The organism is Micromonospora antibiotica (assembly GCF_017599305.1).
GTDB lineage: Bacteria > Actinomycetota > Actinomycetes > Mycobacteriales > Micromonosporaceae > Micromonospora > Micromonospora antibiotica.
Genome location: NZ_JAGFWR010000004.1, coordinates 322962 through 336579, shown reverse-complemented (window position 1 = coordinate 336579; position 13618 = coordinate 322962). Strand labels below are relative to the sequence as shown.

The 13618-nt window shown below is 69.0% G+C and carries 11 protein-coding genes; all 11 read right to left on the bottom strand.

Annotated elements, in window-relative coordinates; translation table 11 throughout:
• Window positions 1-11: 11 nt before the first annotated feature.
• Complete coding sequence (locus JQN83_RS11575; RefSeq protein WP_208567091.1) at window positions 12-2009, bottom strand: DEAD/DEAH box helicase; 1998 nt, start codon at window positions 2007-2009, stop codon at window positions 12-14.
• On the bottom strand, window positions 2006-3130 hold the full coding sequence (locus JQN83_RS11570) for a transposase (protein ID WP_208567090.1): 1125 nt from the start codon (window positions 3128-3130) through the stop codon (window positions 2006-2008). The genes JQN83_RS11575 and JQN83_RS11570 overlap by 4 nt, the downstream gene beginning before the upstream one ends.
• An 83-nt stretch (window positions 3131-3213) precedes the next feature.
• Entirely contained in the window at window positions 3214-4350 is a 1137-nt protein-coding gene (locus JQN83_RS11565) for a histone deacetylase-like amidohydrolase (RefSeq protein WP_208567089.1), read from the bottom strand.
• Between the two features lie 113 nt (window positions 4351-4463).
• The gene (locus JQN83_RS11560) at window positions 4464-5726 is read right to left on the bottom strand and encodes a histidine decarboxylase (protein WP_208567088.1); all 1263 of its coding nucleotides are present in this window, start codon (window positions 5724-5726) and stop codon (window positions 4464-4466) included.
• A complete protein-coding gene (locus JQN83_RS11555; RefSeq protein ID WP_307799185.1) occupies window positions 5723-6454 on the bottom strand; it encodes a hypothetical protein in 732 nt (243 codons plus the stop codon). The genes JQN83_RS11560 and JQN83_RS11555 overlap by 4 nt, the downstream gene beginning before the upstream one ends.
• 300 nt (window positions 6455-6754) lie before the next feature.
• Window positions 6755-8212, bottom strand: a complete 1458-nt coding sequence (locus tag JQN83_RS11550) for an APC family permease (RefSeq protein ID WP_208567087.1) — start codon at window positions 8210-8212, stop codon at window positions 6755-6757.
• Window positions 8209-8601, bottom strand: coding sequence for a hypothetical protein (locus JQN83_RS11545; protein WP_208567086.1), 393 nt, complete (start codon window positions 8599-8601; stop codon window positions 8209-8211). The genes JQN83_RS11550 and JQN83_RS11545 overlap by 4 nt, the downstream gene beginning before the upstream one ends.
• 114 nt (window positions 8602-8715) lie before the next feature.
• Complete coding sequence (locus tag JQN83_RS11540; RefSeq protein ID WP_307799184.1) at window positions 8716-9405, bottom strand: N-acetyltransferase; 690 nt, start codon at window positions 9403-9405, stop codon at window positions 8716-8718.
• Window positions 9402-9674, bottom strand: a complete 273-nt coding sequence (locus JQN83_RS11535) for a hypothetical protein (RefSeq protein WP_208567085.1) — start codon at window positions 9672-9674, stop codon at window positions 9402-9404. Before JQN83_RS11535 ends, JQN83_RS11540 begins: the two co-directional genes overlap by 4 nt.
• Window positions 9675-10652: 978 nt before the next feature.
• Window positions 10653-11321, bottom strand: a complete 669-nt coding sequence (locus tag JQN83_RS11530; protein WP_208567084.1) for a 2'-5' RNA ligase family protein — start codon at window positions 11319-11321, stop codon at window positions 10653-10655.
• Window positions 11318-12610 carry a helix-turn-helix domain-containing protein gene (locus tag JQN83_RS11525; RefSeq protein ID WP_504739794.1) on the bottom strand — a complete coding sequence of 431 codons (1293 nt, stop codon included), beginning with the start codon at window positions 12608-12610 and terminating at the stop codon, window positions 11318-11320. The genes JQN83_RS11530 and JQN83_RS11525 overlap by 4 nt, the downstream gene beginning before the upstream one ends.
• Window positions 12611-13618 lie beyond the last annotated feature (1008 nt).

Genomic DNA, 13618 nt, shown 5'->3' with positions numbered 1-13618 from the left:
TGCCGGCGGCATCATCGGCTGTTCCTCCAGGTCGTGGAGTGCGTCCAGGGGAAGCCGAGGGCGTCGAGGGCGTCGATGCGGTCGCGGGGGACGAGGTCGTGTTTGCGTTTCTTGCGCAGGTTGTGGGCGATGATTCCGAGGTTGATGTCGCCTTCGCGGTGGTGGCGGGATACCCGCAGGTGTCCCTCGCGGGTGTGGAAGGCGGTGAACGCGGCGAGGTGTCGTTGCCAGCGGGCGTCGAAGACCCGCCAGGTGATGCCGCACTGTTCCAGGGCGAGGACCTGGTCGGGGGTCAGCTCGCCGCGCCGGTAGCGGCCTCGGCAGTTGTGGATGAAGCTGCCGAGGTCGATGTCGTCTTCTCGGTGGTAGCGGGGCACGTCCAGGTGGCCTTCGCGGTGTTGGAAGGCGCGGGCGGCGGCGATGCCCGCGGTCCAGCTTTCGGTGGGGTGGGTGGGTGCTCTGCCGGTGGTGGCGTGGTCGAGGATGCGGATGGTGATGTCCCGCAGGAGGGTGTCGGTGAGGTACCCGTCGGGCATGCGTAGGAGGACCCGTTCGGGGAGTTGTGGTTGTCGGCTGCCGGTGGTGGTGCGGGCGTGGCGGCGGCGGGTGTCGAGGTCGGCGGCGAGGGTGTCGTCGTGGGCGCGCATCGCCCACAGCACCTGTAGGGCGGCCATCCATTCGTCGTCGGCGTGCGGTAGCCGGGTGGGGTCGTCGGGCAGCAGCAGGGGAACGAGGATGGTGGCGATGCCGGTGCCGTGGGGGTTGCGGCGTAGGGCTCGTCCGACGGTTTGGACGACCTGGACGGTGGAGCGCATGGGTCGGGTGAGGACGACGGCGTCGACGGCGGGGACGTCGATGCCTTCGGTGAGGGCGCGGGCGGAGGAGATGACGGTCCATCCGTCGTCGGGGGGTTCGGCGAGGCGGTCGAGGTGGATCTGTCGTTGCCGCAGGTTCTGTCGGCCGTCGACGTGGCCGGTGGTGAGCCGGCCTTTGGGCTGTTGTGTGGCGGGGAGGCGGGAGGCGGTCCGTGCGAGTGTGGAGGCGAACTCTCTGCTGTCGGCCACGCGGGGGGTGAAGGCGAGTACCCGGCGTAGTCCGAACTCGGCGGCGGCGCGCAGCAGGGCGGTTTGTACGACGGCGGTGCGGAGTGGGGCGTCACCGATGGCGGTGACCCGATCGTCGTCGGTGCTCTGGAGGACCTGTAGGGCGTCGTGGGTTTGGACGCCGACGACGACGATGCGGAAGTCGTCGAGCCAGCCGTCGGTGATGGCCTGGCCGAACGGGTATCGGTGCCACACGGGTCCGAACACGCTCGGGTCGTCCATCGACAGCACCTCGTGTGACTGTCCCTTGCTGCGGTGGGCGGTGATGATGCGGGGTGTCGCGGTCATGTTCACCCGTGCCCTCGCGGGGAGGCGGGTGTCGTCGTGGACGCGGGCGAACGTTTTGCCCACGAGACCGGCGGTGCGGTGTGCTTCGTCGATGATCAGTAGGTCGGCGGTCATACCGGCGGCCAGGAGGGCGGCGCCGACGCGGTCGGCGGAGTTGTTGGTCACCGCGAGCAGCCGCATCCGCCTGTGCGGGGCGTGGTGTAGCCATGCGGTGATCTCGTCGGTGTCGGCCAGCACCGGGCAGTTCATCGTGTCGGTGTGGCCGGCGACGTCGGCGACGGAGTCGTCGCTGCACACCGCCGCCGTGTGGACGCCGAGGGGACGCCACACCCGCAGGGTCTGACCGACCAGCGCCAGCGACGGGCACACGATCACCACCAGACCCTGCGGGCAGCACCGCACTGCCGCGTGTGCGGCGATCAGTGTCTTTCCGGTTCCGCAGGCGGCGATGACCTGTCCCCTGCCGTCGCGGGCGGCACCCTCGACGATCGCTTCGACCGCCTCCTGTTGATATCCGCGCAGCGGAGGCAACGCGTCCGTAGGCAGGGATCGCCGGTCGGTGGCGTCGGGTCGGTGTCCGGCCGCGTTGCCGCATGCGGCCGTGTGCGGGGCGGTCATGCCCGCACCGGGGCGGGAAGGTTCACTGCTGCTCCTGGGCTGATGTTGTCGGGGTGGGTGGTGTGGTGGTGCCGCAGCCGGTCGAGGTGTGCGGTCATGCGGGCGGTGGCGGGGTGCCCGGGGTGGGCGCGGTGGTGGCGGTCGATGGTGTCGGTGAGGAGGGTGTGGGCGGCGTGGTGGTGGCCGAGGTCGTGTAGGACGAGGGCGGTGGTGGCGCGGACGGCGAGGGTGGCGTGCGCGTCAGGTCCTGCGGTGACGGACAGGTGGTCGGCGAGTTCCCGTAGGAGGTGGTAGGCGCTTTGGTGGTGGCCTGCCTGGCGGTGCGCGGCGGCGAGGGTGTGCGCTGCGGTCAGGGTGAGCGGGTCGGTGGGGCCGTGGAGGTGGGTGAGGCTGCGGTGGGCGTAGTCGGCCCAGCGGATCGCCGCCCGGCCGTGCAGGAGGGGGGCGAGCAGGTGCGCGGCGTCGGCGTGAACAGCCTCGGTGGCGGTGGTGGTGGGGTCGATGCCGGCGAGGATGTTCCGCAGGACGGTGCGGGCACGCTGCGGATCGGTGGTGGTGAGCTTGCGGGCGAGGTCGAGGTGTCCGGGCGGGACCGGTTGGGGTGGGCGGGTGGTGGGCCAGGTGATGCGCAGGTCGCTGGAGTGGCTGCCGGCGGTGATCCGGGTGATCAACCGATGGGCGTGGCCGGCGGCGATACTCGCCGCCTTGGGGTGGGTGAGCGCGGGTACGAGATGCGCGGCGTGGCGCAGGACCACCAGGCCGACGGCGGTGGCGACGGCTGTCGCGTTGAGTACGGGTCGGCGGCAGGGTGGTGGGCAGTCGTAGACGAGACCGGCCCAGGTGAAGACCGCCGTCATGGGGTGTCGGCAGAAGCGGCAGTGCAGCAGCCCGTCGGGCAGCAGGACCGGGTCGACGCCGGTGTGCGTACTCGGTGCGGTGAGCGGTGCTGAAGCAGCGTGGGTGCGGGCGTTGGTGACCCAGGTTTGCAGGAGGCGGCGGTCGAGGTTGAGTTCCCGGGCGACGGCGCTGATCGGGCCGCGTCGTCCGGCGGCGCGGGCGGCTTCGACCTGGTGTATGGCGTTGGTGATGACGTCGGAGGTGTAGGTGCGGCGCGTGGCCATCAGGAAGGTCGGTCCCTCGGCAAGACAAACGGGCAGGGAAGCAAACAGGGCGTTTGGCGGGCCTCATCAGGCCGGGCCGGTGGTCAGGGCGTGGGCGCGGTGGCGGGCGTGGTGATGTGGGGCACGAGTGCGGCGGCGGCGTCGATGGCGTCCTGCTGGTGAGGGCGCAGAGGTTCGGCCGTGTAGCCGGCGACGACCGTGGCGAAGGGATCGGCGACCCGGGTGGTGGTGCCGGTGAGTTCTTCGAGGACGGCGAGGACGCAGTAGGGGGTGTAGAAGGGGCTGTAGCCGCCTTCGTGGACGGCGATGAGTCGGCCGTGGCAGAGCCGGTCGGCGGCGTCGACGAGCAGGCGGGTCATGTGGCGGTAGGTGCTGGTGGTGAGCATCTGCCGGGCCATGGGGTCGAAGACGTTGGCGTCGACGCCGTTGGCGAGCAGGATGAGGTCGGGGCGGAAGCGGTCGAGGGCGGGGATGACGACCTGCCGCATGGCGTGGAGGTAGGCGGCGTGGCCGCTGCCGGCCGGTAGGGGCACGTTGAGGGCGTGTCCGGTGCCGTCGGCGATGCCGTTTTCGTGGGTCCATCCGGAGTCGGGTGGGAAGCAGTTGGCCTGGTGTAGGGAGATGGTCAGGACGGTGGGGTCGGGGTAGAAGATGGTTTGGGTGCCGTTGCCGTGGTGGGCGTCCCAGTCGACGATCGCGATGCGGGTCATGCCGTGGAGGGTTTGGGCGTGGCGGGCGGCGATGGCGATGTTGTTGAACAGGCAGAAACCCATGCCGGTGTCGGCGGTGGCGTGGTGTCCGGGTGGGCGGGTCAGGGCGTACCCGGTGGTGATGTCGCCGTCGGCGACGGCGGTGACGAGGGCGAGCAGGCCGCCGGCGGCGAGGCGGGCGATGTCGTAGCTGCCGTGCCCGACCGGGGAAAACCCGTCCCCGGCGTCCCCTCCCCCACGCAGGTCGCTCTGGTCGCGGATGTGTTGCACGTGTGCGGGGGTGTGCACGCGGAGCAGTTCGGTCATGGTGGCTCGCCGGGGCTCGATGACCAGCAGCTCGGCCATGAGTCCGCAGGCGTGGATCAGTTCGTGGGTGCGGCGTTTCGCCTCGGGGTTCTCGATGTGCACGGCGGGTTGCACCCCTGCGGTGGGGTCGGCGGGTAGCAGTCCGGCGCTGGTGCCGGTGTCGTGCCACAGGTATTCGGGGTGGAAGACGTAGCCGGTGGTCACAGTGGTCGCCTCCGCAAGGATCAGCAGACAGGTTCGGACAGCGGGTGAGCAGGTACGCCGAGGCTGGGGGGAGCCAGGGCTCAGGGAGCCGGGGCTGGGGGAGCAAGCAGCGGTCAGGGAGTGCCGATACCGGCGGCGGGTGAAGATGCTCGCCGGGGATGGGGGATCGGCCTCGGCGGGTGTGGGTGACCCGGGTCGGGGCTGCTGGCCGGCGCGGTGGTGTCGGTGAGGTCGGTGACGAAGGCGTCGATCTGGCCCTGGGTGACGCCGGGCATGCAGATGAGGTGGCTGATGTCCGCGTCGGTGGCGAGGAGCCATTTCGTCCGTACCGTGGCGGGTGGGGTGGGTAGGACGACGGTGAAGGCGTGGGGGTGTCGCCAGGCGGGCCAGCCAGCGGCGGTGAGCCGGTCGACGGTGTAGGTGGCGAGGCGGCGGGCTTCGCTGACCCGCCATCGGTGTCCTTCCCGGCCGTGGGTGGCGATGGCGTGCCAGAGCAGGGCGGCGGCCAGTCCGCAGCGGGATCCGGTGACGGTGGAGTCGAGGGTTGCGGTGTAGGTGACCGGGGTGCCTTCGCGGCGGAGGCTGTCGCGGATGAGGACCACCCCGCACGGTGTCGGTACCCCGAGGAACTTGTGCCCGGACACGGTGATGCTGCCGATGCCGCTGTCGTCGTCCAGGCGGAGTCGCCCGTCGAGGGCGAGGGGGATGCCGGACAGGGCGGCGTCGACGTGCACGTGCCGGCCGGGCACGTCATGTTCGTCGAGGATGGTGTGGATGCGGGTGGTGTCGTCGACGGCTTCGGTCATGGTGGTGCCGGCGGTGGCCACGACGATCGCCGGCCAGCGCCGGTGTCGGCGTACCCGCACGGCGAGGTGGTCGTAGTCCATCTCCCCGTCCGCGCTGGCGTTGACCACGACGCCGCGTGCCCCGAGCATTTCGATGATTTTCGGGATGGAGTAGTGGGCGGCGGTGGAGTAGTAGATGCGGGCGGTGGGGAGGCGGCGGCGGGCGGCGTGCAGGGCGGAGAGGTTGCCTTCGGTGCCGCCGGTGGTGACGTATCCCCATCGGTCGTCGGTGGGCATGTGGAGGGTGTCGGCGAGCCAGGCGATGACGGCTTGTTCGAGGATGCGGGTGTGTGGGGTGCCGCCGGTGTCGGTGGGGTCGCCGATGTTGTTCCACAGGCGGTGGCCGAGGCGGGCCATCACCTCACGGTGGTCGAGGTCGACTGCGCCGGGGAACCCGATGCTCGTTGGTACGGCCGTGTCTGCTTCGGCGACGAGGTGGTCCAGGACCGCGGTGATGTCGACCGGGGTACGGCTGAGGTCTGCGGCTTCGGCGAGGCCGCGTAGACGAGCGGGCGTGGGGGTGTGGGTCATGCCGGTCGTCCCGGGAGAAGGTGCCCGGCGAGGGTGTGGTGTAGGCGGGTGAGTTGCGTCCAGGTGTCGCGGGTGACGGTGTCGCCTTGGTCGGTGAGGTGTTCGTGGGGGTTGTGGTGGGTGATGCGGTCGGGGTCGAGGGGTTTGGTGCTGCGGACGCCGTCGGCGCCGATCGGGGCGTGGGGGTCGCGGTCGATGTGCAGGGCGGTGCCGTCGGTGAGTAGGACGAAGCACTGGCCTTTGAGGTCGAACACGGAGCGGCGGCGGTGGTCGTCGGGCTGGCGTAGGGTTCGGGCGAGTTGCTGCCAGCGGCCCTGGTCGGAGTCGAGGGTGGTCACCCCGACACCGACGTAGACGGCGCCTTCGGGCAGGGTCATGTCGCCGCCGTTGACCATCGAGCCGTGTGGGCCGAGGGGGTGCCATGGGCGGCCCGTCGCCCCGGCGCGGGTGATGCTGTCCCCGACGACGTCGGTGAGGTCGGCCAGGAGGCGGGGTAGGTGCTGGGATTCCGGGGAGGCCAGCCACAGCCGGTAGGCGGTGTGGAGTTGGTAGCCGTGGGGTTGGGCGGGGGCTTCGGAGACGAAGAACAGCATCACCCCGTGTGGGCCGAGCGCGTCACGCTGCCCGTACCGCTGGTCGGCCTCGAACATGTGCCCGGTGTTCAACCGCTTCCCCCGGAACACCACCTGCTGCCGCAGGTCGGCCCACCACCGGGCGTCGGTCGACACCCTGCTGTCGGGCTCTTCGGGCTGTGGGGGTGGTGACGGGGTGTGCTGGGGTGGAGCCGGGTGGACGGGGACGTCCCGGCGGTGGGGTCGTTCGTCGGGCATGCGGTAGTCCGGTGGGGGCTGGATCAGGCGGGGACCCGGTGGGGGTTGGTGGTCTGCTGGTCGGCGGGGGCCGGGTGGTGGCGTCGGTCGTGGGGGTTCGGGTCGCCAGGCCGGGTCCAGCGGGTCACTGCTGCGGTGCCCCGGTGCTGCTGCTGTGTGGGCGGTGTAGGTCTTCATGGTCGGGTTGTTCCTCGGGGTTCAGATGGAGATGTGCAGGGCGTCGGGCACGGCGTGGGTCTTCGGGGTGCCGTGGCCGATGCCGGCGTAGACCTCGGGTCGGGACCGGCGCAGGTGTGCGGCCCACAGGCCGCCTGTGGTGGCGGTGGCGGTGAGGATCGCCGGGAGCAGCAGCGGATACGGCGACCCGGGTGCGGCTCCGAGGAGAGGGCCGACGTTGCCGACCATCGCGACCAGGACCACCGACCCGCCGAGCACCCCCAGCACGGGTGCGACCTTCCACTGCCAGATTCCGGGCCGTTGACCTCGCACGGCGGGTGGGGCGGCCAGTGCGGCGATGGAGGCGGCGAGGAGGAGGCAGAGCAGGCCGAGTGCGCCGAGGGTGGACAGCCAGGTGAACATCACCGCGACCGGGTCGACCCCGGTGACGGCGAACGCGGCGACGACGAGTGCCGCCGTGCCGGTTTGGGTGAGGGAGCCGCCGCGTGGGGCGCTGACCCGGGTCGTGCTGTCGGTGCGGGCGAGGCCGGTGGGGAGGACGCCTTCGCGGGCCATGGCGAACACGTAGCGGGCGATGACGTTGTGGAACGCCAGCATCGAGGTGACGATCGCGAACACCAGCACCACCCCGGCGACGCCCGCCCACGCGTGGCCGGCGGGTTCGAGGATCGTGAAGGGTAGGCCGGAGGCCGGGTCTGCGGCGCGGGCGGCGACAGTCTGCGGGCCGACGGCGACGCCCATCGCCCACGCCGCACCGGCATACACACCACCCAGCACGAGAACGGCGGTGATGGTCGCGCGGCCGATCGACCGGCGGTCCACGGCTTCCTCGACGAACGAGCCGGGGGCGTCGACGCCCATGAACGCGGCCACGCACAACGCCACCGCCCCACCGATCCCCCCGACCGCCAGGCCGGTGGCGTCGAATCCCTCCCACGACACGGTCCCGTCGGCGGGTGTGCCGAGGCCGGCGGCGACGAACAGGCCGACGATCAGCAGGGACACCGTGAGGACCCCGCCGAGGACCAGGGTGGACAGGGCGATCGCCCGCACTCCGAGCGCGCCGACGACGGCCCAGGCGATGCCGGCCCACACCCACCAGGTGCCGCCGAGCTGGGCGGCGAGGGTGGCTCCGAACAGGCCGTACAGGCTGGTCTGGATCGCCGTGTACGCGACCAGGGCGACCAGGCCGGCGGCGACACCCCAGCTGCGGCTGATGCTGTGGGCGAGGATGCCGTAGTAGGCGGCCGGGTGACCGACCTGCCGGGCCAGTGCGGTGTAGCCGACCATCAGCACCGCCACCACTGCGGTGACCAGGAGGAAGGTGAGGGGTAGTGCGGTCACCCGGGTCGTGGCGTAGGTGGTGACCAGGCCACCGGCGAGGACCACCATCGGTGCGGACGCGGCAGCGCCGAAGATCGACAGGCCGGTCGGGGTCATCGTCCGGCGGGCGAGCGCCACCTGCTCGTGGATGCTCATCGCTGCCCCCGCTGCGGGGCGTCCGGGCAGGACGGCTTGCGGCAGTCCCGTACCGGGTGGGTGGTGACGTCGGCGGCGTGGACCGGCACCAGGTACACCGCCGTGGGTCGTACGGGGCCGGTGCGCCAGTAGCTGCGGTCGCGGTCGAGTCGCCGCAACGCCACGTCGGCGCGCGGGGTGAACCCGAACAGGTCGTGCGTGCCGTCGGGCCATTCCCGGCGGAGCGCATACCCCCACAGGTGCACCTGCGGCTCCGTGCCGGCGTCGTCCACGCGGCCGGGGGTGGTGGGGCGGGTGCGGGTGGGGGTCAGCCAGGGCGGCAACCACCAACCCGCCGTACGCCTACGCGGCGGAACCATGACCAACGGACGGTCGACAACGGTCAACATGAGACAAGCCCTCCTTCGAGGAAACGGGTGCACGGGGGTGACTGGCGGGCCATGCGGCCTCCGCCAGCTGCTGATCGGGGTGGATGCCCTACCGGGCGTGGTCAGCGAGGACGGTCAGGGAGAACCCGGGGGTGTCGGGAGGAGCCGGCCGCGTAGCGGGGTGATGCCACGGCGTAGTCGGGCCCGTGGGGGAAGCCCGCCACACGACCGGCCGTTGCCGGGGCTGGGTCGCCACATCCGCCACAGGGCGGGGCCGTCGGGCTCCAGCAGGATCGGTGACCTCGGCTCGTATCCCAGCCCGGCCAACAGGCTCTCCCGGGGACGACCACCCGGCAGCTGCGCGTACGCGGGGAGTCCTTCGGTGTCGAGGACCTGGTGGTGGGCGGTCAGCAACGCCCGCGCGGTGTCGTCGTGGCCGGGCCGGGCGGCGAGGTGCGCCAGGTGCGCGTGGGGGACGTGCGGGACCACGGCGTCGAGGTAGGCGTGCCACAGGGCGAACCGGGACGCATGCGGGCCGAGGACCCGGTGCAGGTCGTACATCCACGCCGCCGACGGCACCGGCACCTCCGGCCGCCGGTGCCACACCGCCACCACCGACCCGTCCCCCGTCGTGTCGACCTGGCCATGCTCCAAACCCCACGACACCAACAGCCGCGCGTACCGGCCCAGCACCAACGGACGGTCGGTGGCGTCCGGCGCCAACCAGACACCCACCGGGCTGGCCGAAAACGCCTCCGCGACGAGGACTGACAACACGTCGAGATCCACACCCGACGCCTGACGCACCATCACACTCCGCGTCACGACGCCTCCCCCGCCCGATGACCGTCGGCGTTGCCGCCGGACGGTACGGGCACCGGGGCGGCATCGCTGGCGGAGCATTGCCGGGACGCCCACCACTCCGGATCGAACCCGTGCCGCTGCCGATACTCACCGACCACCCGATCGGAATGGGCGACCTGAGCCAACAGCTGATCGGCACTGGTGGACGAACACACGAGGAACTGCGCCGCCAGCGGACGCTCTCGGACCGGCTCATCGACCACCCCACTCGACACGGCCAGCACCGCCACCAGCGCCTGTAGCCGGCCTGCAGCACGCGCCCGCTGCCCCGTCGACGCCACCCCCCACGCCGCGAACACCCACGTCGCCCCCAGCAACGCAAGCCGCCTGACAACATGCACAACGACTCCTCTCCGGCCATCTTGGCCGCGTCTACATTTCCAACGGATCAGGCTGACGCCTTACCAAGGGATTCGATTGGTCACTCAGTCGGTAGGCGACGCGAGTTCGATCACCGCTCTCTGATCCGACAGGAGAGCCCTTTGTGGGTCTGGTAGCCCCTAAAAGCTGGTCATCGACAGCTTCGGTTCGCTCCTGGGCCGCGGATCCGAAACATCAGCCCCTCCCTTAGTTGAGCAGATGGCTAGCCATCTTCGCGAGACTGTTTCTCGCCACGCCGCTGCCATGCTGCGGTATCGCCATCTGCGGAGACAGGACGACTAAAGGTGATGACTGTCGGTGTCGGTAAGTACCCTTACGCAGGTCTGACAATTGGACGACAACCGCGCCCACCCCTAAACGGAAGCGTCGGAAGCGGGCCCGCGCAGGAGGCTGCCGTCCGTGTCGGCAGGCCATCGAAGGTGGACGTCACTGATTTTGCATTCGGAATAGTCAAGCCATCAACGCCTGGGGTGCAGGAGACCCTGCGGGGGAATTATCACCGATCGGCGAAGAGATCTCACATTTGACCGATGGGCTGATCCGTCCGAGCGGAGGGATGTAGCCCACGAAGGCCAAGGTAGTTCGATGGCAGGCGGAAGCACTGCGCAGCAGCGCACAAGCGACCGTTCGTCGCCCACAGTGCCGTCGCCCACCGTCGTGACGTTGCTGAGTGGGCGGTGGTCAACTGACGACGAAAGGCAAGCGCAAAGCGGGGTTCGTGCCTGGCGCATACCCGCAACCCGTCCCACGCCCCTGAGACGGCGCGGTGGGAACGCCCTCGTCGGATTTAAGGCCTCGGCTGATCGAAGCTGCGGCCTGCTGGAGGACTAAATGCTGTTAAGAGGTGCGGCAGCTACCGTCGTCCATCGGTAGGTGTGGTTGTCGCGGCGCAGGGCGATCAGCGACACCTGGTTGAGCGTAGCCCTGGCCGGCGGTCGGTTGCGGAGGTTGGCCAGTTGGGAACGGATCGGTTCAGTCGGTGCCGGTGAACCGCTGTAGGCGATGGTGACGTGGGGCCGGAATCCGTCTGAGGATTCCGGAACAGCAGGCCAGATCGCACCTATGGCGGCGCGGAGGGTGGCACGGAGACGGTCTACGCGGTCCCACGGCTGAACGAGCAGGCCGACTCCTTCGGCGTCCGGGTCGACGGGGCCTAGCGTCAGCTCCAGTGGCGGCAGAAGGGCACATCGTCGGCGCGCTTCGGCGACGATCGCACGGACATCGACGTCGGCAATCTCGTCGGTGAAGCCGAGGCCTTGCATGGTCAGGTGTAAGCCATCGAGTGGGACGAGGTCCAGCCCGGGTATGGCCAGATGCTGGTGAAGGTCGTTGACGAGACGGTGGAGTTCAGGTTGCTGCTCGAACGTCAGGTGCCAGGTGTAGAACTGGCGGTCGGCTCGCCAGCCAGGGCGCCAGTACCAGTGGTTGGTGAGCTCGGGTAGGTCCTGGTAGGCGGTCCAGCGTTGGTCCAAGCTGGCAAGTTCCTGACTGCTCATGGCAGCGATGGTAAATCGGACGGCGCTGCAGCACCTATCTGCGAACGGTCGGCGAGTAGCTCCGCAACGTATCGCAACTGCGGGCGGTGGGTGTACGACTGGGAAGCAGTGAGGAACTGCCGGGCGCGTTGGTGGACCGATTCGAAACGCTGCTCCGCCGTGAGGGTTAGTGCTTCCACCGCCAAGCCGGCCGCCTGGTCGGGGTCGGGGTTCGGGCGCTGTAGGTGCGCGGTGGCCAGGTCGAGGCGGCTCAGTGCCTGTGGTCCGGCAAGGCCTGCGGCGTCGAATGCGGTGATGGCAGTCGTGAGGTGGTTGATGACGCCTGCGGTACGACCAAGGGCTAGGTAGGCGGTTGCCGCGTTGGCCGCCGTCCTGGCATGGCAGTACGGGCCGAGAGTAAGGCTCTCGCTGACCGGCGGGCTGCTTGGGTAGTCGGACAGCATCGTGAACGCGTCATCGACGGCCCGATCGACACCGCGTTGGTCTCCGAGTCGGGCGAGGGCACGGGCTTGTCCGTTGATCACGAGGCGGATTCGATGAGGGCTGGTGCCAGCGCGGCGAAGGCCGTCCTGGGCATAGGCCAGCGCGTCGTGATAGTTGCCGACGTAGTAGGCGATCAGGCTCTGGGTCGCCCGTGCCCATGCTTGAACGTCAGACTGCTGCGCGGCGTCGGCAAGGTCGAATGCCTCAGCGGCGTAGGCCTGCGCGACCTTGAACGCGCCGAGATCCAGGGTGAGTGCACCAAGTAGACCGGAAAGGTATGCGGCAGCGGTGTATAGCCGTGCACGCTGTGGCGGATGTTGACCTCCCGCCATGAGCTGATCCACATAGAAACGTAGCGGCTTAATTCGCGCCAGGAGGACCGCAGGGGTGAGTCGCTCGTTATCGGCGATCGCGTGACGCACTTCTTCCTCGATGTACGCCAAGCGGACGTCGTCAGTGGAAGATCTCAACGCCAACCGACGGGCCTCTATGCCCTCTTCTCCCTCCCACAGGACAGTCCCAGCAGCCACAGCAGAGGAGCTAGCTCCAGCCTCCGCGTCTGGCCTCGGCAGCGACGTTGCACGCATCCCTTGGATAGCCGACAAGCGGTGATGCTGACGAATCAGTACGGTGACTTGATCGTACTCTGCGGCGAGTACGCCCCCGGTTTGCAGAGCCTCGTCGCAGCGCGTCCAGAACGTACGGTCGGGGCGTTGGTGGCCAGTCTCAGTGTTGGCTACGGAACTGCGCCCGTACCGCACGAGCCGGGCAAAGTCGTGCTGAGTGTGACCGGCAGCCTTGCGCATCTGGGCGAGCCGATGACCAAGTGCGCGTTGAGCAGCCCTGATCTCATCGTTGACAACCATCGCTGTCAACCCCCGATCGTTTTGCAAGCGGCAATGTGTGCAGAGACGGTACTTGCAGGCTACGCGAATAACCTTACTCTGAGTGATGTCTTCGACGTATGACTTACGGATCGCTCGATACCATCGCGTCATTGTCCAGCATGGGGCGACTCGATGGTCGGTTTCTCTGTCAGAACTTTGTCAAACTGTCGTCGGCACCTGCCGACAACGCTAGGACTGGCGGGGGCGGCGTGAGCGGTCGGCGACAGATCCCCGAACGTCTCGATGAACGAGCCGCTGATGGTCTCGTCGGGAGCTGACCACCTCCTGCTGATCAAGGCGAGATGCATGTCAGCGAGGGGAGGCTCTCGCTGTGCGGTCGCCTTGATCACCCCCGAACGCACGGGAGTAGATCGCCTGCTGTGGCAAGCGATGGTGAGTCGGCGTGTGGCTTTTCAGTGCTGGTCAAGGCGTCCACCAGACGGCCGGTGGTGGCATCCACGGTCACGGGGTGGTCGACGAGGTCGACGAGGTGTTGGCAGCCGCCGATGCGGCGGATGCGGGCAAGCGATACCGGGGAGGTCGGGGTAGGTGGCGGTCAGGGTCTCTTGACCGGAGAAGGCCAGCGGATGCGAATCTTCAGCTGCGTGACTTGCGGCTCCGGGAATCCCTGTAGAGGTAACCTCATTTATGGGTTTCGTCTAAAATTGTCGGAGTTGAACTCCGACAATCAATGAGCTTGCGCGCCAGGTGTGTTCATCAATAGCTTTGACAAGGCGCGGGGTGTCGTTCGATTAAGGGCCTGGATGACTCGCGCGCCCATCCCCTGAGATCAAGGTGAACGGCAATCGATCGAACGGATATTGCCACACACCTTATTAAGAAAGAAGAGGCGATGGTCAGACGACCCGCAAGACTGCTACTCGCCACCATGCTGGTGACTTTGGGCGGCCCCACCGTAAGCGCCGT